Raw genomic sequence first — 26332 nt, forward strand, 5'->3', positions numbered from 1 at the left:
GCCCACGCAGATCCGCGACAACGCAACCGATGCCGATCACCGCGACCGGCTCCTGGGCGGCCCCCGACGCCGCCCGGGTGCGCTGGTCGACGGGCGTATCCCGCTGCGCGGCAAGCCCTTCGGCCATCTCCCTGATGGTCGGGTACTGCCAGGCCAGATCCGGCGGCAGGGTGCGGCCGAGCCAACCACCGACCCGCTCCACCATGGTGACCGCCGACGCCGACGAAAGACCCAGCGCGGCAAAGGTTTCCCGAACGCTCACCTGCTCCCGCGGCACTCCGGCCAGTTCGGCGATGGTGCGAGCGAGGAAGGCGCTGATCTCGTCGGCGCTGGGCGCACCCCGCTCGACGGACGCGGTGGTCATGGACGCGCCTCCACCGGGCCACCCGCCTGGGCGAGTGCGCGTTCGGCCTGCTCGTCGTCCAGCGTTTTGCCCGGGATCTCGGACAGCCCGCGCGCCGCCATATTCTTCCTGGCCAGCGTCAACGGGAAGGCGAGCACCCGCAGATCATGGAACAGCTTGACCGCCAACACCGGCCACAGCGCACCGGTGAATTTGTACAGCACCGCAAGGGAAGTCGCGCCGAGCACCACCTGCGCCGCCACCGCGGGCCGCACAATGTGGCGCGCACCCTCGATCACGCCGCCGCCGAGCACCACCAGCCACCAGAACGGCACGCCCGGCCACAGCACTTGGACCGCGTACAGGGTGAACCCGCGATAGATGATTTCCTCCGCGGGCGTGGAGAACGAGTTCGTCACCCACCACACCCGTTCCTTCGCGGTCGCGGGGGTGATGAATACGACGTACTCGATATTGCGGGCGATGAAATCCCGTCCCCTGCGCCCGGTCAGCGGAAGTACGACGGGACCGAGCAGATAGCAGATGTATGCCGCGATGAGCACCAGCCCGAGCACCTGTTCGCCACGGCTGCGCTCGTGGAACAGCGTGGTGTCGAAGCCGCCCAGCCCGAGCCGGGTGAGCGAGGTGCCGTTGATGGCGAATGCGATGACGATCACCGCCAGAATGAACCAGGTGCGGAATACACCTTCGCGGTACAGCCGGACGCGCGCGTCGTCCCGTATCGCGTACTCACCCATGAAGGTGCGGACCGCCCGCGCCTCCAGCCACGGCTCGAGCGCAGCGAGATATATCAGCCCGATGACGCAAAAGGCCTTCACGGAGAACTCCATTTCACGCTTGTTTATCCGAATTGCTCACCCGTTATCCGAATAGTTCGGCTTCGAGGTGTCGCCCGGTCATCCAAGAATGGATGAAACAGGCCGTTGGACGGTTTTCAGGTATCCCCCGCGGAACAGAGACGGTACTGCCAGCTGGAAACAAACGTCCAGACTTGTGCTCGTTTTGCGCAATACCGGTCAGGTGTCCGATTAATCCCGTTCCGTGCCATTCTCGGTCGTCGATTTCCAGCAAACTTTTCGCTAATAATGGACTATTCGTATACATGCGATATCCGGCATGAAATATGTTCCGACGCAGCGAAAGCGCTACGTACACAGTGGATTCGAGTTCGAGAATTGCCATGTCCACATCGCCGGAAAGGCGGTCCGACAGGCGATTATGAGCACCCATCCGAATTGACAGATGCTCGCAATATTCCAGGATTTACGGCGCCTGATGTGGCGTACGCCGCAATTATTACCGCACCGAATGGAGTTTGCCGCACCTCGGGCATCGTTCGAAAGTAAAGAGAAAGTCAAGGGCGATTGGGTTACCTACGATAGCGTAAGCGAGTCAACCGCCCATAGCCTTTTTGCAATTTTCTGCCAACCGGCAGTTACCTTTCTGACCAAATATCTCAGCGACAGCTAGTCCGCGCCCGGAAAATTGAGATAGTGCGCGAGCCCCGGACCGCCCCGGCCCATCTCGACGAGCTCCAAATACAGCCCCTCGCTCGTCCGGTGATAGAAAACGCCGGGGTCGGTGTCGCCGCTCAGCACCACGGCGGCCGCCTGCAGCGGAAACCCCTTACTGCTCAACAGGTCCGAATCGCCCCGGGCGTCTGCGGACCAGAAACCCAGGTGATGCAGCCCCGGCCTATCCCAGATCGTGTCCGGAACCCGTTGCAGCAGTTCGATATACGGCGGACCCTGGTTGGAGATCGTCATCAGCGGGCCGATTCCGTCGCCGGACGCCGCGATACCGTGTTTGCCCAATATCTGATGACCGCTGCGCAATACCGGCCCCCAATCGAGGCCCAACATCTCGGTCAGCTCCGACATAGCCTGTTCCAGATTGTTCACCACGACTCCGGCGTGGTAGTTGGCGGGAATGGTCGGCATGTCGCCCTCCAATCATGCGGTTATCGAATAACCAAAGAATATGACCGACCAGTCGGATAGTTTATGTTAAGTTATTCACATGCCCGATCCCACTCCGACCGACGGCCGCCGAATCCGCGGCGAACGCACCCGGACCGCCGTACTGGACGCGGCCGTCCGCCTGGCCTCGACCGACGGACTCGGCGGCCTCAGCCTGGCGCAGCTCGCGTCCGGGCTGACGGTGAGCAAATCGGCGCTGTTCACGCACTGGCCGGATAAGCAGGCACTACAGCTGGCCGCCGTCGACCATGCCGCCGAGCAGTGGGCCGAGCAGGTGGTCCGCCCCGCGCTCGCGGACCGCACCGGGGTGCGCGCGCTGTGGGCGCTGGCCGAGCACCGGCTCGACTTCTATCGGAAACCGGTGCTGCCCGGCCGCTGCTTCTTCGTCACGACACAGGCCGAATTCGACGATCATCCCGGCCCGGTGCGCGACCGCCTGCGCAGCCACCTGCGGACCTGGGACGAGTTGACGCGCAACCTGATTCGCCAGGCGATCCAGGCGGGCGAGCTGAACAGCGAGACCGATCCGGCACTGCTCTCCTACGAAATCGACGCGCTCACCGGCGCTGTGGTCGTGCGGTCGCACCTGCTCGACGAGGACACCTTCGCGCTGGCGCGGGCCGCGGTGCTGGCCCGGCTGCGCGGGCTCGGCGCGGATCCCGCTCTGCTGCCGAAGAATTGACGATCACACCGCCGGCGGTGCGGTCGACGAGCGCACCCGCAGCAGGACCGGGACGATCACCTCGGTGGCCTCCGGCGTCCGCCCGCCGAGCGCATCGATGAGCAGCGTCGCCGCGCGTTCGCCGATCTCCCTGCGGTTCACCGCGACGGTGGTCAGCGGCGGCGCGAGCGACGCCGAGGTCGGCAGGTCGTCGTGGCCGATCACCGAAATATCGTGCGGCACGGTCAAATCGAGATCGGCGGCGGCCAGGTAGACGGCGTGCGCGAGGTAGTCGCTGTTGGCGATGAACGCGGTGGGCCGCTCCCCCGGCGGACGGCGTAGCTCCGCCACGGCGGCGGAACGCGCTGCCGCGGCCGATAGTTCGGTGACCACCGCGTCCGCCCGGAAATCCAATTCCGCGCTCAGCTCCCGGAAGCGTTGCCAGCGTTCGGGATCCGGTGATTTCTCCGGCGGCGCCACCAGCATGGCCAGCCGCCGGTGGCCCAGCCCGATCAGGTGCCGCACCGCGAAATCGACGGCGGCGCGGTGATCCGCGCGCACGCTCATCGGCGCGCGCTCGCCGCGCTCGGCGGCGTTGAGCAGCACCACCGGCCGTTTGGTCGCCGAATGCCATTCGCGCACTTGCGGACTCGCGCCGATCGGGGCCACCGCCAGCCCGTCCACCGCGCGGTCCTGAAAAGCGTCGAGCAGTTCGCGCTCCCGGTCCGGGTCGTAGCGCGACGAACCGACCATCACGTCGTATCCGGCGCGCGCGCAGGTCTCGTCGAAACCGTCGATCACGTCGAGGAAGTGCGGGTTGCGCAGATTGCGGATGAGCAGACCGAGCACCTTGGTGCGCTTGGTGCGCAGCGCAACCGCGGAAACGTTGGGGCGATAGCCCAATTCGGCGGCGCGGGCGAGGATCTGCGCGCGCAGCCGGTCGCTGACGCCGGCCCGCCCGGACAGCGCCAGGCTCACCGCGGAGATGGAGACGCCGAGCGAGGCCGCGACGTCTCGCTGGGTGATCGGTTCCCGCCCGGCTACCACGAATGGACACCTTAGCGAACGGAATCTGAACCGAGATGACCGTGTACCGAACACTCGACGACATCGGGCGCTACCCTCTGGCTCAACGCCACTGCCATTGCTAAAACGTTTGAGTACCGCCCCTACGAACGATTAGGACCAGCCATCGTGTCGCGCGATGCCTTCTCCGTCCTCGACTCGACGGATCTGACCGCCTTCCACCGCCGCGTCACCGTGCTCTCGGCCGCGGGCATGTTCCTCGACGGCTACGACATCACCGTGATCGCGGTCGCCCTGCCCACCGTCACCAAGCAGTGGCATCTCTCCTCGCTGATGTCCGGCGCGCTCACCGCGTCGGCGGTGATCGGCATGTTCGTCGGCGCGCTCGTCTTCGGCAGGCTCACCGACCGGCTCGGTCGCAAGAAGATGTACCTGGTGAACCTGATCGGCTTCGTCGCGTTCGCGGTGCTCGCCGCGTTCACCCAGGATGCCTGGCAGTTGCTGGTATGCCGGTTCCTGCTCGGGCTCGCGCTCGGCGCGGACTACACGATCTCCACCTCACTGCTCGCCGAATACGCGCCCGCGCGCCGCCGCGGCAGCCTCATGTGCCGGCTCGGCGCCACCTGGTTCGTCGGCGCGGCATGCACCTATCTGTTCGCTTTGCTGCTGCTGCCGCTCGGCGAATACACCTGGCGCGCAATGCTGCTGCTCGGCGCGATCTTCGCGCTGATCGTGCTGTGGATGCGGCGCAGCATCCCGGAATCGCCGCGCTGGCTCGCCGCGCGGGGACATACGGACCGGGCCCGCGCGGTACTCACCGAACTCGGCGATACCGCAACGGCGGCGACCATCGCCGACAACGCAGCGGCGCAACACAATTCACCGTGGCGCACGCTGCTCACCCTGCCGCTGCTGCGAATGACGCTGTTCTGCTGCGGATTCTGGTTCATGTACACGCTGGCCTACTACGGCATCACGCTGTACACGCCGACCATTCTGAAGCAGGTCACCACCAGCACCGCGGGCAGCTACACCGGATCGCTGATCATCGCGTTGGTCGGCGTCGCGGGCGCGTTCACCGGTGTGGCGCTGGTGGATCGGGTCGGCCGCAGGCCGCTGCTCATCACCGGATTCGCGGGTATGCTCACCGCGCTCACCATTCTGGCGCTGCTGGGCTCGCCCGGACTCGCCGCGCTGGTGATCCTGCTCGGCATCGCGGTGCTGTTCGCCAATTCCGGTCCGGGCATCGTGAACCTGGTCTACCCGAGCGAGGTGTTCCCGACGGCGGTGCGCGCCACCGCGAACGGGCTCGGCACCGCCGTCTCGCGCATCGGCGCGATCACCGGAACCCTGCTGCTGCCGACGCTCATCAACGCCTGGGGCCTGCACAATGTGCTTTGGATCTTCGTCGCGGCGGGTGCGATCGGGCTGACCATCGCGATAACGCTGGCCCCGGAGACCAAGGGCCGCACGCTGGAGGAGCTCACCGAAACCCACACCGCCGCACCGGAAAAGGTGGTGGGCTGACCGGCATGTCCACCAGCGACCGAACCGTGACACCGGCCGATGGCGGCGGTTACCGCAAGCTGACAACCGGTCCGGGCGAGGCGCACGTGCCGCGCACCGAACTGGCGGCGGCACCGGAACGCGGCACCGCCGCGACGCTGCTGCGCTTCGTCCATCTCACCGATTTCCAACTGGCCGACCCGATTTCGCCGGGCCGCCTGGACTTCCTGCAGCGGCTGGCCGGCCGTCCCGGCTGGGACGGGATGTTCCCCGCGTACCGGCCGCAGGAGCTGGTCGCGCCGCAGGCGTTCGAGGCGATGATCCGGACCATCCGCGAAACCGCCGCCGCGGATACCGCATTCGTCATCACCACCGGAGACAACACCGACAACGCGCAATACAACGAGCTGCTGGCATTTCTCACCCTGCTCGACGGCGGCGCCGAATTCGATCCGCTCTTCGGCGCCACCGATCCGAAAACCCATCCGTCGCATACGGTCTCGGGCGACTTCTACAATCCGGAGCCGGCATCCCGCGACCGCTACAAACGCGAGCACGATTTCCCGGACGCGCCGGGAGCGCTTGCGGCGGCGGCACTTCCGTTTCCGGCCCGCGGCCTCGGTATCCCGTGGCTGGCCTGCTTCGGCAACCACGACTGTCTGGCGCAGGGACGCGCACCGGTGTCGCCGGAATTCCAGCGCCTGGTGACCGGGGACCGCAGGCCGATCGATATTGCCGGAGAGTTGCCGGACGATCCGATGGCGCGCTACCTCGCCGACCCCACCGCGCTGTCCGGCGGCCCCGCGCTGCCCATCGAATCCCGCGCCGATCGCCGTTTGGTGAGCCCGGCGGAGTACATTCGCGCCCACCTGGACAGTCCGGCCCTGCCGCCCGGCCACGGCTTCACGCCGGACAACCTCGCCGATGACACGACGTACTACTGCTACGACGATATCCCCGGAGTCCGGGTGATCGTACTCGACACCACCAATCCCGCGGGCGGCGTCACCGGCAGTATCGGTGCGCGGCAGCGGGATTGGCTGATCGACCGGCTCACCGAGGTGCATTCCGCGCATCTGGACGCCGACGGCGCGACGGTCCGCACCGGCAACCGGGACCGAGTGGTGATCCTCGCCTCCCACCACGGTATCGCCATGCTGGACAACGCCATCCAAGGTCACGAACCCCGCTACCTGGCCGCCGATATCGAGGCGATCCTGCACCGCTTCGGCAATGTCGTGCTGTGGCTGGCCGGGCACGAGCACCGCAATTCGGCCGTACCGCGTCCGGGACCGACCGGCGGCTACTGGCATGTCATCACCTCGGGCCTGTGCGAATGGCCCTGCCAGGCAAGGACATTGGAACTCCTGCGGCCCGCCGAGGGCGACCGTCTGATCATCCGGTCGACCATGATCGATCACGCCGCGCCCGCACACCCCGAACACGATTGGGATCTCTGGCAACTCGCGAGCCTGCACCGCGAACTGGCCTACAACGAGCCCACCCGAGTCGGCGGACCACACTCCGCGGGCACCCCGGCCGACCGCAACGCCGACCTGGTGGTCCCGATCAGTCCAACCCTCGCCGCCGAACTCGCAGCGCTCGCCGAGCAGTAACCGCCGCGCCTCGTCTTCGAGCCGGACACCCGGTACTTCCAATGCACGGTTCGAAGACGGGGTGCGGGCCGCCGTACCAGGTACCATCGCCGACCACACGCGCCCGCATGACATTCATGAAGGCGCGAGAAGCTGAAACTTGCGCGAGAACGGCGTCATCCGAGGCGCGCGACCGCCACGCCGCATATCAGCGCACCCCGCACCCACCTCGGGCGATTACGTCGTCGTCGCGGCGCAACCAATTCCCGACGTACCGATCCCTCGGCAACCCAGCCCAAACAGACCCGACACGAGCACTAGCCCCGTCCGAAGGTGGTGCCAGCCCCACCGTCATGCGGGACCGAGGGCCAGTGCGTCCCAGCTGCTGGATAGTCCAGACTGGACTTCCGGCAGAGCAGGAGACGACACGATGCGGCACGGGCGCGGCAATTTCATCGCGATAGCGCGTGGTATCGCGCTGTTCGCGCGCGGCCCGCTGGCGCTGCTGGCATTCGCGGCACACGTGTTGGCGATCGCCGGGGCCTGTGTCGGCCTGATCTTCCTCATGCCACCGGTTGTCTCGACCAGCAGGCGGCTGACCGAATCGGCTCGGCGTCTCGCGCCGGATTGGTCCGGTGTGCCGATTCCGTCGCCCTACCAGCCCCGGAGCCACTCGAGCAGGACGACGACGGTTTCTACCGGGTGACGGGCAGCCAGCACGTCTATTTCGAGCGGCGCACCGCCGCTTTCGCCGCCCGATCGCGCAGGATCTGGACCGATCCCGCGACCTGGCGCGACCTGCTCTGGACCATCGCCGACCCGGTGGTCGGCGGCGCGCTCGCGGTGTCGCCCGCCGCGCTGATCGCCTTCGGGATAGGCGCAATCGCGCTGTTGCCGTTGGTATTCGGCCCGCTCGCCGTAGCCTGCGTCGCGATCGGCTGGTTCATCGCGCCGAAAACCCTGCGCTGGCACGGCCGTTGGACCGCGCTACTGCTCGGCCCGCCGACACCGGCCGGACTGGCCCGCGGCCGCGCTTGGCGGCGCTGGTTCGGCGCGGGACTGCTCTCGGTGTTCCGGGGCGTCGTCCTGAGCGGACTTTCGCTGATCGCGTTGCCGCTGTTGCTGATCTGCCTGCTGGCGGCGGTGTTCACCGGACCGGTGGTCGCGATGTGGGTGGTGTCCCGGGCCCGCTGGTTGCCGAATCTGTTCCGGCGGTTGGGCGGTCACTGGTCGGGCGTCGAGCTGCCCGCACCCTATCTGACCACCCCACGGCTGCCGGAGCGGGAATCCGCGGCGCGCCAATCGACTTCGGCGTGGTGGGCCGCATTCTCCGCCGGCGGCCGCGCGCTCTGGCACGACCCGTCGACCTGGCGCGACCTGCTGTGGCTGGCCGCCCAACCGCTGGTCGGCACGCTGACGCTGCTGCCCGCCGCGCTGATCGGTTACGGAATCTGGGGTTTGGCGCTGCCCGCCCTCCAGGTGCCATTCGGCATGACGCCCTCGCCCGGCTACGGCGAACTGTTCGGCGCGGTATGGCCCGCGGTGCCCGCCGGGCTGCTGCTCGCGGCGGCCGGGCTGACCATCGCGCCGAAACTGCTACGGCTGCACGGCCGCTGGCTGACGCTGCTGCTGCGGCCGACCGGACGCGCTCGGCTGCTCATCGAACGCGAACAGCTCACCGCGCGAGTGGAGCGGCTCACCGAGACCAGGGCCGACGCGGTCGCCCGGCTCGGCGCCGAACTGCGCCGCATCGAGCGGGATCTGCACGACGGCGCGCAGGCCAGGCTGGTCGCGCTCGGGATGACCCTCGGCGCAGTGGAAGCGCTCATCGACCGCGATCCGGCTGCCGCGAAAAACCTTGTCGCACAGGCCAGGAACGCGTCGGTGGCGGCGCTGGCCGAACTGCGCGGGCTGGTGCGCGGCATCCATCCGCCGGTGCTGGCCGAGCGCGGTCTGGTCGACGCGATCCGGGCGCAGGCGCTCGACTGTCCCGTGCCCGTCACGGTCGACGCGGCGCTGGACGGAACCGTCGATCCGCCGGTCGATTCGGCCGTTTACTTCGCCGTCGCCGAACTCCTGACCAATGCCGTGCGCCACGCCGACCCGCGAAATATTCGGATCACGGTGCGGCACAGCGGCGCCGTCCTGCGGGTCACCGTCGCCGACGACGGCAGCGGCGGTGCGGATCCGAACGGGGGCAGCGGACTGCGCGGGCTCGAGCGCAGGCTGGGCGGCTTCGACGGTAGGGTGGCCATCGATAGCCCGGCCGGCGGGCCGACGATGGTGACACTGGAGGTGCCGTGCGTGTTGTCCTCGCCGAGGACCTCTTCCTCCTCCGCGACGGCCTGACCCATCTGCTCACCGCGCACGGCTTCGAGATCGCGGCGGCCGTCGCCACCGGGCCGGAGTTGCAGCACGCCCTGCGCACCGCGAATCCGGATGTTGCCGTCGTCGACGTGCGGCTGCCGCCGACATTCACCGACGAGGGGCTGCAGGCCGCGCTGCAAGCCAGGCGGGAGCGGCCGGGCCTGCCGGTGCTGGTGCTCTCGCAGCATGTCGAGCAGCTCTATGCCAGGGAGCTGCTGGCCGACGGCACCGGCGGCATCGGCTATCTGCTCAAGGATCGGGTTTTCGACGCCGACCAGTTCGTCGACGCGGTGCGCCGGGTCGCCGCGGGCGGCACCGCGATGGATCCCGAGGTGATCGCGAAACTCCTTGCCAGCACGGCGCGTAACGAACCACTCGCCGCGCTGACGCCGCGCGAGCGCGAGGTGCTCGCGCTGATGGCCGAGGGCTGTTCCAATGCCGCGATCGCAGGCCGGTTATACGTCAGCGAGGGCGCGGTCGGCAAACACATAGCCAACATATTCGGCAAGCTCGGCATCGGGCAGTCCGACGAGACCAACCGCAGGGTGCTCGCCGTCCTGGCCTACTTGAACGGCACCGATTAGGTTAGGTTCGAAATACCTTCCTATGCAACGCATTACCTCACTTCGGTGAGCCTTTCATTGCTGGCGATGCGCTGGACACTTCGTTACTTTCTAGGTTTATGAGCGCAGACCTGACCGCGATCACACGGCAAGCCGAAGCGATCCATCCCAACGAACCGCATGCGACGGGTCTCGCGACACGGCTCAACTGGCTGCGCGCGGCGGTGCTCGGTGCCAACGACGGCATCGTTTCCGTCGCGGGCATCGTGGTGGGTGTGGCCGCGGCCACCACCGCCCGCGGCCCGATCCTGACCGCGGGCGTCGCGGGGCTGGTGGCGGGCGCGGTATCGATGGCGCTCGGCGAATACGTGTCGGTCAGCACTCAGCGCGACAGCGAGCGCGCCCTGCTCGCCACCGAATGCCGCGAGCTACGCGAGCAGCCCGAGGCGGAGCTGGCCGAGCTGGCCGCCATCTACCAGGCCAAGGGGCTGTCCGCCGAAACCGCGCGCCTGGTCGCCGAGGAGCTCACCGAGCACGACGCCTTCGCCGCGCATGCCGAGGCCGAACTCGGCATCGATCCCGACGAGCTCACCAACCCCTGGCATGCCGCGATCTCCTCGGCGCTCTCCTTCACCCTCGGCGCGCTGCTGCCGCTGCTGGCAATCGTGTTGCCGCCCACCGGGTTCCGCATTCCGATCGCCGTCGCGGCGGTACTGGTCGCGCTGCTGCTCACCGGCAGCCTCGGCGCACGGCTGGGTGGCGCGCCGGTGCTGCGGGCCACCGTGCGGGTCACCCTCGGCGGCGCGGCCGCGATGGCCGTCACCTATTTCGTCGGGCATTTGGTGGGGATCGCGCTCTGATCACCGGCTAACGTGGCCGGGGTGGACGCCGAAGCAGCCCGTACCCGCTTGGCCGCCGCCCGGGTGGCCCGGCTGGCCACCGCATCGGCCGACGGGGTGCCGCATCTGGTCCCGATCGTGTTCGCAGTACGCGGCGAGCGGCTGTACTTCGCGGTCGACCATAAGCCGAAACGCGGTACCGACCTGCGCAGACTGCGAAATATCGCGGCGAATCCGGCGGTATCGGTACTGGCCGACGAATACAGCGACGACTGGCGGCGGCTGTGGTGGGTCCGCGCCGACGGCAGCGCAACGATCCTCGTCGACGACGTCCTACGAACCGAGGCACTGGACCTGCTCGCGGCAAAATACGAGCAATATCGCGCGGAGGTGCCGCAGGGCCCCGTCGTCGCGGTGACGATCCACCGGATCACGGGCTGGTCGTTCACGTAGCCATCATCGGTCGTTCGCCGATCGCTGGCGCCAATGTCGCTGCCGCACTACAGTCTTGGCCCGATGAATACGACCACGCGTACCACCCTAGCCGCCGTGATCGCCACCGCCGGACTCGCGCTGCCCGCCCAACAGGCGCAGGCCGCCGAGCCGCTGCCCAGCAAGGCGCAGTGGTTGGCCGACGTCGCCGCGGTCATGCGGGACGGCAAACCGTATCTCGACGAGCGCGGCGCCGGAGGCGGTAACAAACTCGCCATCGTCCTGGATATCGACAATACGGCGCTGCAGTCACACTACGATCCGGGCAAGGCGACGCCGCCCGTGCTCGAATTCGCCCGCTACGCAAAGTCTCTCGGGTTCAGTGTGCTCTTCGCCTCCTATCGGCCGGAGGCCGAATCCGCCCGGTACGCGGTGCGCACGGCCGGCTATCCGGTCGACGACATGTGCGTGCGCGCACCGGCCGATTCCGGCAAGGCGGCGACCAAGCAGCGCTGCCGCCGCCAGTACACCGACGCGGGTTACACGATCACCGCGAACGTCGGCAACCGCGACACCGACTTCGTCGGCGGCGACTACGAAAAGGCTTTCAAACTCCCGGATTACGACAATCAGCTGTCCTGAGTTCGGCCGCGACTCGCCGGATGACACGCCGGGGGACAGCTAACTCTCACGGTTCGACAGCTAATTGGCATCCCCCTCTCGAGATACTCACAGACTGCTGACGATCAAATAAGGTATGAGTTCGTATGTTCGGCGAAATCGGCCGCCCACGGCGCGATTTCGGGTGCGGCCGATGGTGGTGGGTGCGATCGCGGCGGGTGCCGCGACCGCGATGGTGATCGGGGTTCCGACGGCTATGGCGCAGGGGCATCGCCCGGCGGGTGCGGTCGCACAGCGCGCCGTAACGGTTCCTTCGGCCGTTCCGGTCGCCGCCGACGCGGTGTCGGCGGCGACCTCGGTAGCCCCTGACGCGCTCGGGCAGCAGATCGCGGCGGCGATCACCGCCGCGTCACCGAACACCCAGGTGGGTGTCGACGTGGTGAATCTGGAGACGGGCGCCTCGCTCGCCGGGCTCAATGTGGACCAGCAGTTCTACACCGCGTCGGTGGTCAAGCTCCTCATCGCCATCGACGCGCTGAAAAGCCAAGGGTGGCAGCCGGATCCGGATACCGCATCGCAGCTGCGGCAGATGCTCGCGGCCAGCGACGACGATATCGCCGACGAACTGTGGGATGCCAACGGCGCGGACGATATCGTGCACCGGATGATCGATCTGATGGGCCTGACCGGAACCCAGGCGCCCGACGACGATACGCAGTGGGGTGAAACACGCACCACCCCAAGCGATGTGGTGAACATCTACCGCTACATCGCCACCTCGGTGCCGCAGCCGTCCCGCGATCTGCTGGTGGGCGCGCTCACCGGCGCCGACCAGATCGCCGCCGACGGCACCGACCAGTACTTCGGTATCCCGGACGGATTGCCGGGTACTGCCTGGGCGGTCAAACAGGGCTGGATGACGCTGGGTTCGTCCACCACGCTGGACACCACCGGCCTCGTCGGCCCGCAGAACGACCCGCTGCGCTACGCCGTCGTCCTGATGACCACGCAGCCTGCCGACACCACCTGGGCCGCAGGCGGTTCCGCCGTCACCGCGGGAATCGACGTGCTGCGTACCATACTCGCGCTCCCGACCACCGGCTGAGCCGGGCGGGCGGTGCGAGGATTACTCGGCCGCCTGCGAAGCCGCGGCCCGCGGGCTCAGGTCGGCGTGCGAAAGCAGATGGCGCGGTGCGGAATCCAACACGATCCGGGATCGCACCCGCAGCTGCCCGTCGACGTGCAGCAGTTCGCCGGGCGCCAGCTCGCGCCAGTCCGGGTTCTCGTCCATCCGTTCGCTGGCCACGATCACCGAGTGGCGCTCCGCCAGCTCGGCGCTGCGCACCCGCAGGGTCCGGCTCGCGTGGTCGAGGTGCCTGCCACCGTGGTGGCCGCCCGAATGACGTTGCAGCACATACAGGTGGTGCGTCTGCGGGTAGCGCAGCGCCCACAGGTCGGTCGGCGTGGTGAGCAGCACGTTCAACGCGTAAACCGGGATGTTGTCGGCGATCCAGCGCACCGCGTCGACCAGCCCGGCGGTGACATCGCCGCCGTTGCGATCTACCCGCTGGGTGATCAGTGCGAAGACTCGCTCCGAATCCGTCTCGCCGCCAACGAGTTTCCGGTAGTCACCCAGCTCGGCGTCGAGCGCGTCCAGCCCGTGCACCACGCCGTTGTGCGCGAAGAGGCGGCCGTGCTGTTCGAACGGATGGGTGTTACGGACGTCGAGACCGCCGGTGGAGGCGTGCCGGACGTGGGCGAGGAAAGTCGCCGACTCCCGGTAGCGGGCCTCCCGGGCGAACGCGGCGTCCTCGTACGCGGCGATCGGCTGCTTCTCCACTCGCGCCGACCCATCGGCGCGGTAGGTGCCGAGCCCGGTGCCGTCAGGTTGCTTGTGGCTCTGCGTCTCCAGGCTGTCCGGCGCGTCCAGCAGCCAGAAGGTGGCCCGCACCCGGTGCGGTGCGGCGGACAGACCGAACAGGCGACACATGGACGCTCCCTTGGATTTCGGCCGCCGTGGCAGGCACAATCGCCTACCACGGCGCGCGGTGCCGGACGCGGCTCAGGATAGCCCGCCGGGCTTGTCCAGCAGCTCACGCAGGCCGGTGTCGATGAAGGCGGTGTCGTCCGGGTTGCTGCCGTGTCCGGCGAAGTGCCCCCAAATACCGGGAATCACACGAAGTTCGGCATTCGTCATATGGCTCACCGCCCACGCCTCGTCCTCCGGCGGGAAGTACAGATCCTTCTCGGCGGGCAGCACGAGCGCGGTGGCCCGGATGGAGGCCAGTGCCGCCTCGGTGTCGCCGTCGAAGCCGGGCGTCCGGCCGACATCGCCGTTCTGCCAGGTCCACAGCATGGTGAGCAGGTTGTTCGGGTCGCGGCCGTCGAGGAAGAAGCCTTCCCAGAAGCCGATCAGGAAGTCCTCCAGCGACGTGTAGCCCAGCTTCTCGTATTCCCGCTCCCAGTAAAAGGCTTGGGAGAAGCCCCATCCCGCGTACACCCGGGCCATGGCGCGCAGACCGGTGGTCGGCAGGTCCCGGTACCAACCGTTCTGGAATGCGCCGTCGGCGGTCAGCGCGGCCTTGACGCCCTCCAGAAAGACCTTGTTGTGTAGGCTGGTTCGCGCCGATCCGCAGAACGGCGCGATCCGCTCGACCATCTCCGGATGGCTCACCGCCCACTGATACGTCTGCCCCGCCCCCATCGACCATCCGGTCACCAGCGCGAGCCGCTCGATGCCGAATTTCTCGGTGACCAAACGGTATTGGGCCGCGACCTGGTCGTAGACGGTGATGTGCGGGAAGCGCGCGCGATCGTAGGGCGCGGGCGTATTGCTCGGCGAGCTCGACAGCCCGTTGCCGAGCATATTGGGCACGATGATGAAGTACCGCGCGGGATCCAGCGCCATGCCGGGGCCGATCAGCCATTCGTTATCCCAGTGCCGCCCGGAGTACCAGGTCGGGTAGACGATGGCATTGCTCTTGTCCGCGTTGAGTTCACCGTAGGTGGTGTAGGCCAGGAAGGCGTCGCGGAGCGTGGCTCCGTGCTGGGTCGTGAACGCGCCCAGATCGAATAATTGCAGGTCGGTCATGTATCGGTCTCGCTGTTCGCTGCTGATTCGGATCGAAGCCGAAGCTTCACCGGGAAGTATTGCGGTCGAAACTATTTCTTGTGGCGGTATTCCGCTATGCCGATCGAGATCGGATGCGCCGTGCGTCACATCCACCCCTTGAATGTGATCCGTCTTGATGCTAAACACAGTGGCACACAACGCAACTAGCGTTGCATAATTTGCAATACAGAGGAATGGTATGCCGCACCGAGGTTTTCGGCCCCGCCGGGCCGGACGACAGGCGCTCGCGGCCGCCGCAGCGCTCTTCCTGTTCACCGGATGCGCTCCGGTGCAATCGAATCCGGCGGGCGCGGGCGCCGACGAACGCACCGGCACCGTCCGGGTCTGGCTCTTCGACGAGGCCAATCGCGCTCCGAAGGAGGCGGTGCTGGCGGAGGCCGTCGCCGAATTCGTCGCCACCCGGCCCGATGTCAAGGTCGACGTGCAGTGGGTGCCGGTGGCCGGGCGCGCGGACAAGTTCTCCGGGGCCTTCATCGATCCGGCCAGCGCGCCCGATGTCGCCGAATTCGGCAACACCGACGTCGCGGGCTACGCGGCGACAGGCGCCTTCGCCGAGCTGGGCACCGAAATCGCGGCATGGCCCGACGGTTCCGACCTCATCCCCTCGGTGCTCGACACCGCGAAGTTCGGCGGCAAGGTCTACGGGCTGCCCTGGTACACCGGCGTCCGCGCGCTCTACTACCGCACCGATATCTTCGCCGAACTGGGGCTGAAGCCACCGACCACGCTCGCCGAGCTGGCCGATACCGCGCGCCGCATCCACACCGCCAAGCCGGATATGTACGGAATCTCGGTGGGCGGCAAGTACACCTACGCGATGCTGCCGTTCCTCTGGGCCCACGGCGGCGAACTGGCCACCTACGACGGCACCATGTGGGAGGCGGGCGTGAACTCCGACCGGGCCGCCGCCGGAATCACCCAGTACACCAACCTGATCCGGCCCGATATCTGCCCGCCCGCACAGTGCGCCGATTTCACCGGGACACAGAGCGTGCAGGCCTTCGCGGGCGGTAAGGCCGCCATGACCATCGGCGGCGACTTCAACCGCAAGGCCGTCGATCAGGGCGCGGCCAAGGGCAAGTACGCGGTGATCCCGCTGCCCGGAATCCAACCCGGTTCGGTCGCACCGGCTTTCGCGGGCGGCAACCTGCTCGGGGTGTTCCGGGCGAGTAAACACCGCGGGCTGGCCCGCGAATTCGCCGAACTGCTCGCGAGCGCGAAATACCAGGAGAAGATGTACGTGGCGATGGGTAATCTGCCGACGCTGGCGGGCGTGCAGCACAAGCTGGTCGAACACGACCCGTTCCTCCAGCCATTCGTCGAAACGCTGCGCGCCGGAACGAAATTCGTACCGAGCACGCCCGCGTGGTCCAGGATCGACAGCCAGAACGTGCTGCCGACCGCGGTGCAGCAGATCGCCACCGGGGCCAAGGATCCCGCGGCGGCGCTCTCGGTCGCGGCCGCCGCGATGAACAAGGCATTCCGGTAGGCGCACATGACGATTCGCGATTTCATTCCACGCAGGCCGAGCCGCGACACCGCCACCGCCTGGCTCTACCTGGCCCCGGCCGGGCTGCTGCTGGTGGCCGTGCTCGCCTATCCGATCTACCAGATCGTGCTCATCTCGTTCTACGACTACGGGCAGCAGCAGGCCGTCGGCATCGCGCCGCTGGAATTCGTCGGCCTCGGCAATTACCGAGAGCTCCTGGGCGACCGGCAATTCTGGACCGTTGTCGGCAACACCTTCGTCTTCGGCGCGGTGTGCGTGCTCGGTTCGCTCGTCGTCGGCACCGGGTTGGCGGTGCTGGCCACCAGGGTGCGGCCGCTGCCGCGGATGCTGCTGTTCCTCGCCGCGCTCGGCGCGTGGGCCACCCCGGCGATGGCGGGCTCCTACGTCTGGCTGTTCCTGTTCGACACCGATTTCGGCGTCGTGAACGCCGCACTGTCCGGGCTCGGCTTCGGGTCGATGAGCGGGCACTCGTGGACGTTCGGCACCGTCAGCGCGTTCGGAGTCGTTGCGGCCGAGGTGATCTGGTGTTCCTTCCCGTTCGTCATGGTCACCATGTACGCGGGTATCAAGGCGATTCCGGAGGAGGTGCTGGAGGCCGCGGCGCTCGACGGCGCGTCGATGTGGCGCACCGCGTGGTCGGTGATCCTGCCGATACTGCGGCCGCTGCTGCTCATCGCGACGATCCAGTCGATCATCTGGGATTTCAAGGTCTTCACCCAGATCTATGTGATGACCAATGGCGGCGGCGTCGCCGGGCGCAATCTGGTGCTCAACGTCTACGCCTACCAAAAAGCTTTCGCCGGACAGGAATACGGGCTCGGCTCGGCGATCGGCGTCTTGATGACGCTGCTGCTGTTGTCCGTCACCGGCCTGTACATCCGGTCCCAGCGCAGGAGTACCAAATGGGCCTGATATCGACTCGTAAATCGGTGCGGCACAAGCCGAGACGTCTCATCACCGAGGCCGTCACGGTGGTGATCGCCGGCCTGGTGGCCTTCCCGCTCTACTGGATGGTGCTCTCGGCGGTGAAACCTGCGGGCGAGATCCAATCCGCCGACCCGAAACCGTGGACGTTCGCTCCGAGCTGGGACAGCTTCGGCCGGGTGCTCTCGATGAACGGGTTCGGCCGGTACTTCCTCAACAGCCTGCTGGTCGCCGTGGTGGTGGTGACGCTTTCGCTGCTGCTGTCGTTCCTGTCCGCGGTGGCGCTCACCAGATTCCGGTTCCGCGGCCGGACGGTGCTGCTGGTGATGATCCTGGTCGCACAGCTGGTTCCGGTGGAGGCGCTGACGATTCCGCTGTTCTTCCTGATGCGCTCGATCGGCGGCGCCGTGCCCGCGCTGGGGCTCAACGAACTCGGTTCGATCATGCTGGTGGACTTGGTGTTCAGCCTGCCGCTGGCCATCTGGCTGCTGCGTGGATTCGTCGCGGCGGTGCCGGTGGAGCTGGAGGAGGCGGCGAAACTCGACGGGGCGAGCCGACTTCGGTTCACCTGGCAGATCCTGCTGCCGCTGGTGCTGCCCGGGCTGGTGTCGGTGAGCGTGCTCGCGTTCATCCACGCCTGGAACGACTTCCTTTTCGCCAAGACGTTCATCATCTCCAAAACCGAGAATCAGACACTGCCGCAGGCGATCCTGGTCTACTTCAAACCCGAGGACACCGACTGGGGCGCGGTGATGGCGGCATCGACGCTGATGACCATTCCGGCGCTGGTGTTGTTCGTGCTGGTGCAACGAAAGCTGGTGTCCGGCATGGATGGGGCGGTGAAGGGCTGATGCCTGGCTTCGAAACACTGCTCCCCCGTCCGTTTTCGGTGACGCGACGGCCGGGTGACTGCCCGTGGCCGGTCGAACCCGAAATACGCACCGATACAACCCTTCCGGCCGAGGGCTACCGTTTGACGCTCACCCCCGGCGGTATCGCGATCGACGCCGCCGACGCCGCGGGCGAGTACTACGCCCGCCAGACCCTGCGTCAGCTGATCGGCCCGGATGCCTTCCGCGCGGCCGGGATTCGCGACGCCCGACGCACGCTGCCGTGCGGTGTGATCGAGGACCATCCGCGCTTCCGCTGGCGCGGCTGCCTGCTCGATGTGGCGCGCAACTTCCGCACCAAGGCCGAGGTGTTGCGGTTCGTCGACCTTCTCGCCGCGCACAAACTCAACGTGCTGCACCTGCACCTGACCGACGACCAGGGCTGGCGCATCGAGGTACCCGGCCTGCCCCGGCTCACCGAGATCGGTTCGTGGCGGCGCGAATCCATGGTGGGCAGGCACGACGGCCCGCAACGCGACGGCCGCCCGCACGGCGGTTTCTACACCACCGACGACCTGCGCGAGATCGTCGCCTACGCGGCCGAACGGTCCGTCACCGTCGTCCCGGAGATCGATGTGCCGGGCCATGCCCGCGCCGCCCTCGCCGCGTATCCGGAGCTCGGCCCGGAAACCGAAGAGCCGTGGGAGGTTTGGACGTCGTGGGGCATCAGCACTGCCCTGCTGGCGCCCACCGATTACGCGCGGGATTTCTTCCGCCGCGTCTTCGATCATGTGCTCGATATCTTCCCGTCGGAGGTGATCGGCATCGGCGGTGACGAAGTACCAGGTGCGACAATCGAACACGGACTGTTCGTCGCCGATCTCGCGCGGTATCTGGCCGAACGCGGCCGTCGCGCGCTCGGCTGGGACGAGGTGCTCGAGATCGGCGCGCTGCCGCCGATGGTGGTCGGGGCGTGGCAGGACGAGGCCGCCGCCGCCCGCGCCGTGGCCGCCGGTCACGACGTGGTGCTGTGCCCGGAGGACCGAATCTATCTGGACCACCGGCAATCCGACCATCCCGGCGAACCGATCCCGGTCGGGTACCTGCGCACACTCGAGGATATGTACCGCTACGAACCGGGTTTCGACGGCCCGCACATCCTCGGCATCCAGGCCCAGATCTGGAGCGAACACCTCGACACCGTCCGCCGGGTCGATTACGCCGCCTTCCCCCGCCTGTGCGCGGTCGCCGAAACAGCTTGGAGCCCAAAGGATCGCGACTACGAGGAATTCCTCCCCCGCCTACGCGACGAGCACCTGCCGCGCCTCGACGCGCTCGGCGTCGAATATCGCCCACTCACCGGTCCACACCCGTGGCAGACCCGGCCCGATGTCCCGGCCACCGCGCACCGGCCGCGATGAGCGAATGGCCGGGGATGAATCACCGTGCGACCGAAATGATTCGACAATCGCGCGGCGATCGTCGATTATCCCTGTGTGATCATCGGTGCTGGACAGTTCGCAGCGGTGCCGGGCGATATCGCGACGAACGTGGGCCGGATGGCCGCACTGCTCGCCGCGGCCGCCGACACCGGAATCCATTTGGTGGTCTTCGCGGAACTCGCGGTGACCCACTACGACCTCGCGGCCATCGCCGCCGACCCAACGCTCCTGATCGCCGACCACGACGACGCGCGGTTGGATCGCGTCCGAAACGCCTGCCGCGAGTTGGGAATTGCCGCGGTGATCAACGCACCGGCGCAGGCCGTGGACGAATCGGGCCGTACCATAAGCACATTCGTCTACGGACCGGACGGCGGCCTGCTCACCCGCTACGACAAATTGCATATGTTCGAAGAAACCGAGGCCGGCATCTTCGTGACGGGGGCCGCCGACGGCCGATTCGAGCTGGACGGCCTGCGCTTCGCGTTGGCGACCTGTCATGACAACAGCTACCCCGATATCCCGGCCCGGGCGGCCGCCGACGGCTGCCAGGTATACCTGGCCAGCTCGTTCCACGACCTGCCCGAGCGCATCGGCCGCTACGCGCAATTGGCGCGCGACAACAGCCTTTTCGTGGTGCTCGCGAACGGCTTGGGCCCGGGACCATACGGCCCGGCCTGCGGCCGCAGCGGTGCCTGGCTGCCCAGTGGCGAACAGGTGGCCGCGGCCGAGCCGGGCGAGCACGATCAGCTGGTGCGGGCCGAGGTCGTGCTCAGCGGTTCGCGCTGACGTACTCGTCGAGCTCGCGCAGATATGCGTCCAGCCGCGCCGGAGTGAGCCAGGCGGCGCGGAACGAGTTGCGCGCCAACGCGATCAGTCGGTCGAGGTCGAAGCCGGCCTCGGCCAGGCGTAGATAGTTGTCGCTCACGTATGCGCCGAAGTAGGCCGGATCGTCGCTGTTCACGGTGACGGTCAGGCCGCGGGCCAGCAGATCGGCCAGCTCGGCGGACTTCATCTGTTCGGTCACGAAGGAATTCGACACCGGGCAGCAGGTGAGCCCGATTCCCTTGGCCTTGGCCAATTCCACCAGTTCGTCGTCCTCGACGATATTGGTGCCGTGATCGATCCGGTCCACCTCGATTTCCGTGAGCGCCTGCCGGATATGTTCGATGGAATCGGGTTGATCGATATCGCAGTGCATCGTCAGCAGGAAACCCTCGCTCCTGGCCCGTTCGAAAACCGCCGCGAATTTCCGCGGCGGATTGCCGCGTTCGTCGGAATCCAGGCCGACACCCACGATCCAATCCCGGTACGGCAATGCCTCCAGCAACGTCGCCATCGCGTATTCGGCCGAATGATCCCGCAGAAAGCACATGATCAGTTCGGCGGATATCCCGAATTCGCGCCGCGCCCGCACGATGGCCGACCGGTAGCCGCCGATCACGGCGTCGAACGGCACGCCGCGGCCGGTGTGCGCCTGCGGATCGAAGAACATCTCCACATGCCGCACGCCGTTGGTGTGCGCCCGGAGCAGATATTCGTAGGCCAGGTCGTGGAAATCCGGTGCGCGCCGCAGCACCGCCATCGCCGGATAGTAGACCCGCAGGAACGAGGCCAGGTCGTGGAAGCGATAGGCGGCCTTCACCTCCTCGACCGACTTCTCCGGCAGCTCCATCCCGTTGCGCTCGGCGAGCCGGAATTTCAGCTCCGGCTCCAGCGTCCCTTCCAAATGCAGATGCAATTCGGCCTTGGGCAGTCCCCGGACGAATGCGGCGATATCGGTGACCATCCGTCGATCATCCGCCATCACCGGCCTTAAGGTGCGATAACGGTCACCAGATTCAGCAGCGACGTGCCGAATCCGGCCTCGGACGGCTCGGCCGCCTCCGGTCTGCCGACCGCCCGCAAATAGTCGACGACCTCGGTGCGGGTGGCGGTCCAGCCGTGTGCGGGAAACCATTGCGCCGCATCGGATCTGGGTTCGTTGTAGATCAGGCTCGCCCACTCGCCCCCGCCTTCGACCGGGTCCGCGTCCCGCATCGTCGCGTAGGCGTCGTCGGGCAGCGGCTCCATCTGTTCGATGGCGGCGCGGCTGCCGGGCGCACTGGCCGCGACGATGGTTTCGAACAGCTGATCCTGTGCCGCGGGCGTCACGTAGATCAGCAGCCCCTCGACCAGCCAGGCGGTCGGCCGTTCGGCGTCGAAACCGTTGTGCCGCAACGCGGACAGCCAGTCACCGCGCAGGTCGACGGCTACCTCGACGCGGTCGGCGCGCGGCTTGTGCCCCGCTGCGTCGAGCACCTCCCGCTTGAAATCGAGCACCTCGGCCCGATCCAGTTCGTAGACGACCACGCCGTCCGGCCACGGCAGCCGGTAGGCGCGCGAATCGAGGCCCGCCGCCAGGATCACCACCTGGCGGATGCCGTCCGCGCACGCGGCGAGCAGATAATCGTCGAAATATTTGGTGCGCGCGCCCTGATAGTCGGTGAAGTTGCGGCCGAATTCGCTGCCGCGCAACGGATGTTCGCTCGTCTGTTCGGGGGCGCCGTCGATCAACTCGGCCCATTCCCCGCCGACGGCGCGCAGGAATACGTCGGCCAGCGGGTCGACGGCGACCGGTTCCGGCTGCCGGGCGGCCAGCGCCCGGGCGGCGGCGACGAAGAGGGCGGTGGATCCGACGCCGGAATTGATATCCCAGTTGTCTGAGTCGGTACGCATACCGCCCACGCTAACCACCTTCGCCCCCTCGTGACAGCCACCGAGCGTCGCCGCGGCGAATCCGCCACGAATGCGCCGACGTCGCACCGATTCCGCCATCGGGTCCGGCGGCGGCGACCTATGTGTTACGCCGGTATGTTGCCGGGATCGGAAGCCGCAACTACCTTGGCGGTCGGAGCTGTGCATCTCGATCGCTGGACGTTGTCCGGCCCATCTCGCGACGGGAGAATCTCGGTGACACCGGCGAACTGGCTCGATCTCGTCATCCTGGTGGCGAGTGGATTCGCCGGATACCTCGGCTGGCGGCGCGGCGCGATCGGCGCCGCGCTCGGGCTGCTCGGCATCTTCGGCGGCGCCTTCGTCGGCATGGTCGTCGCCAGGGCGCTGCTGCCGCACCTACCCCAGGGAACCTGGCGTTTGCTGACCATGCTCGGGCTGATGATCGCGGTCGTCGCGATCGGGCAGGCCGTCGGCGACCGGTTCGGTCTGCGCCTGAGCGGGCTGGTCCGCGATCACCGCGCACGCACCCTCAACGCGCTTGTCGGCGCCTGCGGTTACGCCGTCGCCGTTCCGCTCATCGTGTGGCTGCTCACCGCATCGCTGATCACCACCGCGCAACCGGCGATCGTCGCCGCGTTCACCGGTTCCCGTGCGGTGCGGGCCGTGGACCAGGCGGCGCCGTACTGGCTGGCCGGGCTGCCGAACGCGCTCGCGAGTCCGCTGCGCGAATCCGGGCTGGTCGACGGTTGGTCGGCGGCCGAGACGCCCCGCTCCGTGCTGTCGCCCGACGGATCGGTGCTGCGCCTGCCCGCGGCCGACCTGCGCGGCAGCGTGCTGCGGGTGCGCGACCTGGCGGCGGGCTGCGGCGTGCGGCAGGCGGGCACCGGATTCGTCATCGGCCAGGAGCGGGTGCTCACCAACGCGCACGTCGTCGCCGGCGCGACCGAGGCGTCGGTGGACACCCCGGCCGGTCCGCTCCCCGCGACCGTCGTCGTATTCGATCCGCTGCGCGATGTCGCCGTGCTCGCGGTGCCCGGCCTCACCGCGCCGCCGGTCGCCATCGCATCCGCACCGCTCGGCCCGGCCGCGGACGCGCTGGTGCTCGGCTATCCGGAGGGCGGGCCCTACACCGCGGCGGCGGCCCGGATCCGGGATCGCGAGATCAGGGATGTGCCCGATATCTACCACGGCGCCACCGCGCCCCGACAGATCTACACCGTGAACGGCGCCATCCGGCAAGGCAATTCGGGCGGGCCCCTCATCGACACCGATGGCCGGGTGCTCGGCGTGGTCTTCGGCGCCGACGACGGCAAGAAAGATATCGGCTACGCGATGAACGTGCACCAGGTCTTGGATCAGTTGGGCGAGAATTGGAAGAGCAGCACACCGGTATCCACCGGGCCGTGCCAGCACTGATGGGTGCTCCCGCATAGGTTTTCGGCTGCTCGCTGGTGCGGCGGATCGCTCAGCGAACCGGATCCATCGCCCACGATCGAGTCGGCGGTACGGTCGCGGTCGACGCCATCGGCGCGATCAATACGCTCCGACTCGACGCGAACGGAAATATCTTCGGGCTCAACGAAACACGGATCAGCGCCGCGACGGCCACGGCCTTCCAGCCCGACGGGCGGTATCTGGTCGCGGCGGGCGGGCAGGACCGCACCCTCAGGGTTCGGCGGTCGCGGTGCAGGCCGATGGGAAGATCCTCGTCGCCGGGCAGGGGGCGAGCGGCGACACCGACGGCCCGAAACATTGGTGCTGCTGCGGTATCTGGGCTGACCGGCAGGACGGTCCGAAAATCGGTTGCGGATCACGATGTGTCCTGGCAGGCTGCCAGCGACCTGTCCTGACGAGTGGAGCAGCCGATGCGCCGATTCTTCGAAACACCCCAAATCCTCTATCGGATGGTGATTTTCGAGGAATTCGACAATTATGCGCACGCTCAATATCGGCGTCATGGCCCATGTGGACGCGGGTAAAACCAGTCTCACCGAACGACTCCTGTTCGACACCGGCGCGATCACCGCGCTCGGCAGTGTCGACGCGGGTACCACACAGACCGATACCGGGGCGATAGAGCGGCAGCGTGGCATCACCGTGCGCTCCGCGGTCACCTCGTTCCGGCTCGGCGAGACTCAGGTGAATGTGATCGACACACCCGGGCATACCGATTTCGTCGCCGAGGTGGATCGCGCGCTGGAACTGCTCGACGCGGCGGTGCTGGTGATCTCGGCGGTCGAGGGCGTGCAGGCGCACACCCGCGTGTTGTTCCGGGTGCTGCGCGAAATGGGTTTGCCCGTACTGATTTTCGTCAACAAGATCGATCGGGCCGGTGCGCGCGATATCGGCCTGCTCGACGATATCCGGACCGGACTCGCCCGGCACGTGCTGCCGCTGACAACCGTGCACGAATCCGGCACCGCACACGCACGGGTGAGATCGAAATCACTGGACGACAAAGCTTTCCAACTGAAAGCCGCGGAAACGCTTGCCGAGCTGGATGATTCGCTACTGTCCAGACTGGTCGACGGTCCCCCACCGACGGCCGCCGAACTCGGCGCGGCAATCGCCGAATTCACCGCTCGCGGCGCGGTGTACCCGGTCTACTTCGGTTCCGCGCTGCACGGCACCGGAATCCGTGAACTCCTGCACGGCATCGAAACCCTGCTGCGGCCGCGGCCGAACGACCCGGCGGCGGCACCGGAGGGCGTGGTCTTCGCGATCGACCGCACCGCGTCCGGCGCGAAAATCGCTTATCTGCGGCTGTTTTCCGGCACTGTGACGGCCCGTCAGCGGATGACGCTGCGGCGGGCCGCCCCGGACGGCGGCGAATACGCGGGGCGCATCACCTCACTCCAGGTCGTCGGCGGCGGAACACGCCTGACGGCGGGCAATATCGGCAAGATCACCGGATGGCCGCGGGTCCGGGTCGGCGATCGACTGGCATCGAACGGCGAACGGGGCAGGCCGGTGGCGCATCTCGCCGAGCCGACGCTGCGCACGGTGGTCCGGCCGCGCACGGGCACGCCGTCCCGGCTGCACCTGGCGCTGCGGCAACTGTCCGAACAGGATCCGCTGCTGCATATCCGCACCGAGGCCGACGGCACGACATCGGTACTGCTGTACGGCGAGATCCAGAAGCAGATCATCGCCGCCACCCTCGCCGACGAATTCGGGATAGCCGCCGAATTCGAGCTCAGCGAACCGGTACACATCGAGCGCGTCACCGGAGTCGGCGCCGCCGCCGAGGTGATGGACCGGCACACGCCGCGGCCGTGCGGATTCTGGGCCACCGTAGGGCTGCGGGTGGAACCGGCCGACGGCATCCGCTTCGACTACGAAACCGAGTTGGGCGCCCTCCCCCGCGCCTTCCACACCGCGATCGAGGAGACCGTGTACGCCATCCTGCGCGCGGGCCCGCACGGCCGCACCGTCACCGACTGCCTCGTCACCCTCACCCACTCGGGTTTCGCACCGCCCGTCAGCACCGCCGCCGATTTCCGCGGCCTCACCCGCATCGTGCTGCTGCGCGCCCTCCACCTGGCGGGCACCCAAATCCTGGAGCCGCACCACGCCTTCGAAACCGAAATCCCCTCGGACGCATTGGCTCCGGTCACCGCGCACCTCACCACCCTGGCGGCGGCCATCACCGAAACCACGCAGCCCACCCCGACGACTTGGCTCGTCCGAGGCACGCTGCCCGCCCGGAATGCCCATGCGGCACAGCAGCTCCTGCCGACACTGACCCGCGGCGAGGCCACCTGGCTGTCCCGCCCGGCCGCCTACAAACCGCTGCCATGAAACCCTGCCCCGGTCGAGCGG

26 protein-coding genes (1 of these 26 running past the window's edge) are annotated in these 26332 nt (G+C 67.6%); 17 read left to right on the forward strand and 9 right to left on the reverse strand.

The annotated features are described in order from the left end of the window. From F5544_RS25640 to F5544_RS25650, 3 genes are all read right to left on the reverse strand, one after another. Nucleotides 1–364 carry the 5' end (the start) of a type I polyketide synthase gene (locus tag F5544_RS25640; RefSeq protein ID WP_167475551.1) on the reverse strand. 2867 nt of this gene lie to the left of the window's left edge, so 364 of the gene's 3231 nt are visible here — the first part of the coding sequence; it begins with the start codon at nucleotides 362–364; its stop codon lies beyond the left edge, outside the window. Then, entirely contained in the window at nucleotides 361–1194 is an 834-nt protein-coding gene (locus F5544_RS25645; protein WP_167475552.1) for a CPBP family glutamic-type intramembrane protease, read from the reverse strand. The genes F5544_RS25640 and F5544_RS25645 overlap by 4 nt, the downstream gene beginning before the upstream one ends. Nucleotides 1195–1830: 636 nt before the next feature. After that, complete coding sequence (locus F5544_RS25650; protein ID WP_167475553.1) at nucleotides 1831–2304, reverse strand: VOC family protein; 474 nt, start codon at nucleotides 2302–2304, stop codon at nucleotides 1831–1833. A gap of 79 nt (nucleotides 2305–2383) precedes the next feature. Between F5544_RS25650 and F5544_RS25655 the strand changes: the two genes are divergently transcribed. Beyond that, nucleotides 2384–3025: a TetR/AcrR family transcriptional regulator gene (locus tag F5544_RS25655; RefSeq protein ID WP_167475554.1), complete on the forward strand. Its 642-nt coding sequence runs from the start codon at nucleotides 2384–2386 to the stop codon at nucleotides 3023–3025. Nucleotides 3026–3028: 3 nt separating this feature from the next. Here the strand turns inward: F5544_RS25655 and F5544_RS25660 are convergent, their stop codons facing one another. Next, entirely contained in the window at nucleotides 3029–4051 is a 1023-nt protein-coding gene (locus F5544_RS25660) for a LacI family DNA-binding transcriptional regulator (RefSeq protein ID WP_167475555.1), read from the reverse strand. Nucleotides 4052–4198: 147 nt separating this feature from the next. Here F5544_RS25660 and F5544_RS25665 point away from each other — a divergent pair, with 147 nt between their 5' ends. From F5544_RS25665 to F5544_RS25705, 9 genes are all read left to right on the forward strand, one after another. Then, nucleotides 4199–5557: an MFS transporter gene (locus tag F5544_RS25665; RefSeq protein WP_203217351.1), complete on the forward strand. Its 1359-nt coding sequence runs from the start codon at nucleotides 4199–4201 to the stop codon at nucleotides 5555–5557. Between the two features lie 5 nt (nucleotides 5558–5562). Then, nucleotides 5563–7152: a metallophosphoesterase gene (locus tag F5544_RS25670; RefSeq protein WP_167475556.1), complete on the forward strand. Its 1590-nt coding sequence runs from the start codon at nucleotides 5563–5565 to the stop codon at nucleotides 7150–7152. 409 nt (nucleotides 7153–7561) lie between these two features. Then, nucleotides 7562–7837 (forward strand): hypothetical protein, encoded by a 276-nt coding sequence (locus F5544_RS25675; protein WP_167475557.1) that lies wholly within the window; start codon nucleotides 7562–7564, stop codon nucleotides 7835–7837. Further along, nucleotides 7834–9480, forward strand: coding sequence for a sensor histidine kinase (locus F5544_RS25680; RefSeq protein WP_167475558.1), 1647 nt, complete (start codon nucleotides 7834–7836; stop codon nucleotides 9478–9480). The genes F5544_RS25675 and F5544_RS25680 overlap by 4 nt, the downstream gene beginning before the upstream one ends. Beyond that, the gene (locus tag F5544_RS25685) at nucleotides 9432–10082 is read left to right on the forward strand and encodes a LuxR C-terminal-related transcriptional regulator (RefSeq protein WP_167475559.1); all 651 of its coding nucleotides are present in this window, start codon (nucleotides 9432–9434) and stop codon (nucleotides 10080–10082) included. Before F5544_RS25680 ends, F5544_RS25685 begins: the two co-directional genes overlap by 49 nt. Nucleotides 10083–10180: 98 nt before the next feature. Continuing rightward, nucleotides 10181–10921 carry a VIT1/CCC1 transporter family protein gene (locus F5544_RS25690; RefSeq protein ID WP_167475560.1) on the forward strand — a complete coding sequence of 247 codons (741 nt, stop codon included), beginning with the start codon at nucleotides 10181–10183 and terminating at the stop codon, nucleotides 10919–10921. 21 nt (nucleotides 10922–10942) lie between these two features. Continuing rightward, nucleotides 10943–11353: a TIGR03668 family PPOX class F420-dependent oxidoreductase gene (locus F5544_RS25695; RefSeq protein WP_167475561.1), complete on the forward strand. Its 411-nt coding sequence runs from the start codon at nucleotides 10943–10945 to the stop codon at nucleotides 11351–11353. Between the two features lie 63 nt (nucleotides 11354–11416). After that, nucleotides 11417–11974, forward strand: coding sequence for an HAD family acid phosphatase (locus F5544_RS25700; protein ID WP_167475562.1), 558 nt, complete (start codon nucleotides 11417–11419; stop codon nucleotides 11972–11974). A 172-nt stretch (nucleotides 11975–12146) separates the two neighbouring features. Then, nucleotides 12147–13058 (forward strand): serine hydrolase, encoded by a 912-nt coding sequence (locus tag F5544_RS25705; protein ID WP_167475563.1) that lies wholly within the window; start codon nucleotides 12147–12149, stop codon nucleotides 13056–13058. Between the two features lie 21 nt (nucleotides 13059–13079). Here the strand turns inward: F5544_RS25705 and F5544_RS25710 are convergent, their stop codons facing one another. Both F5544_RS25710 and F5544_RS25715 read right to left on the reverse strand, forming a co-directional pair. Further along, nucleotides 13080–13943 (reverse strand): class II glutamine amidotransferase, encoded by an 864-nt coding sequence (locus tag F5544_RS25710; RefSeq protein WP_167475564.1) that lies wholly within the window; start codon nucleotides 13941–13943, stop codon nucleotides 13080–13082. A 72-nt stretch (nucleotides 13944–14015) separates the two neighbouring features. Further along, nucleotides 14016–15044, reverse strand: a complete 1029-nt coding sequence (locus F5544_RS25715; RefSeq protein WP_167475565.1) for an alpha/beta fold hydrolase — start codon at nucleotides 15042–15044, stop codon at nucleotides 14016–14018. Between the two features lie 220 nt (nucleotides 15045–15264). Here F5544_RS25715 and F5544_RS25720 point away from each other — a divergent pair, with 220 nt between their 5' ends. The 5 genes from F5544_RS25720 to F5544_RS25740 all read left to right on the forward strand — a co-directional run bounded on the left by F5544_RS25720 (nucleotide 15265) and on the right by F5544_RS25740 (nucleotide 20581). Further along, nucleotides 15265–16575 (forward strand): extracellular solute-binding protein, encoded by a 1311-nt coding sequence (locus F5544_RS25720; RefSeq protein WP_167475566.1) that lies wholly within the window; start codon nucleotides 15265–15267, stop codon nucleotides 16573–16575. Between the two features lie 6 nt (nucleotides 16576–16581). Beyond that, complete coding sequence (locus F5544_RS25725) at nucleotides 16582–17508, forward strand: carbohydrate ABC transporter permease (RefSeq protein WP_167475567.1); 927 nt, start codon at nucleotides 16582–16584, stop codon at nucleotides 17506–17508. Further along, a complete protein-coding gene (locus F5544_RS25730) occupies nucleotides 17499–18371 on the forward strand; it encodes a carbohydrate ABC transporter permease (protein ID WP_167475568.1) in 873 nt (290 codons plus the stop codon). The genes F5544_RS25725 and F5544_RS25730 overlap by 10 nt, the downstream gene beginning before the upstream one ends. Beyond that, entirely contained in the window at nucleotides 18371–19771 is a 1401-nt protein-coding gene (locus F5544_RS25735; protein ID WP_167475569.1) for a beta-N-acetylhexosaminidase, read from the forward strand. The genes F5544_RS25730 and F5544_RS25735 overlap by 1 nt, the downstream gene beginning before the upstream one ends. Before the next feature lie 75 nt (nucleotides 19772–19846). Beyond that, nucleotides 19847–20581: a carbon-nitrogen hydrolase family protein gene (locus F5544_RS25740; protein ID WP_167475570.1), complete on the forward strand. Its 735-nt coding sequence runs from the start codon at nucleotides 19847–19849 to the stop codon at nucleotides 20579–20581. Here F5544_RS25740 and add read toward each other — a convergent pair. Next, complete coding sequence (gene add, locus F5544_RS25745; protein ID WP_167475571.1) at nucleotides 20565–21581, reverse strand: adenosine deaminase; 1017 nt, start codon at nucleotides 21579–21581, stop codon at nucleotides 20565–20567. The two genes, F5544_RS25740 and add, sit on opposite strands and share 17 nt — an antisense overlap. A 26-nt stretch (nucleotides 21582–21607) precedes the next feature. Then, the gene (locus F5544_RS25750) at nucleotides 21608–22510 is read right to left on the reverse strand and encodes an SAM-dependent methyltransferase (protein ID WP_167475572.1); all 903 of its coding nucleotides are present in this window, start codon (nucleotides 22508–22510) and stop codon (nucleotides 21608–21610) included. 234 nt (nucleotides 22511–22744) lie between these two features. Here F5544_RS25750 and F5544_RS25755 point away from each other — a divergent pair, with 234 nt between their 5' ends. Further along, nucleotides 22745–23926 carry a MarP family serine protease gene (locus tag F5544_RS25755; RefSeq protein WP_167475573.1) on the forward strand — a complete coding sequence of 394 codons (1182 nt, stop codon included), beginning with the start codon at nucleotides 22745–22747 and terminating at the stop codon, nucleotides 23924–23926. Nucleotides 23927–23975: 49 nt separating this feature from the next. Here F5544_RS25755 and F5544_RS25760 read toward each other — a convergent pair whose 3' ends face one another. Further along, a complete protein-coding gene (locus tag F5544_RS25760; protein WP_167475574.1) occupies nucleotides 23976–24263 on the reverse strand; it encodes a hypothetical protein in 288 nt (95 codons plus the stop codon). Nucleotides 24264–24442: 179 nt separating this feature from the next. Here F5544_RS25760 and F5544_RS25765 point away from each other — a divergent pair, with 179 nt between their 5' ends. Continuing rightward, nucleotides 24443–26311 (forward strand): elongation factor G, encoded by a 1869-nt coding sequence (locus F5544_RS25765; RefSeq protein WP_167475575.1) that lies wholly within the window; start codon nucleotides 24443–24445, stop codon nucleotides 26309–26311. Nucleotides 26312–26332: the final 21 nt, after the last annotated feature.

The organism is Nocardia arthritidis (assembly GCF_011801145.1).
In the GTDB taxonomy this organism is placed as follows: Bacteria; Actinomycetota; Actinomycetes; order Mycobacteriales; family Mycobacteriaceae; genus Nocardia; species Nocardia arthritidis_A.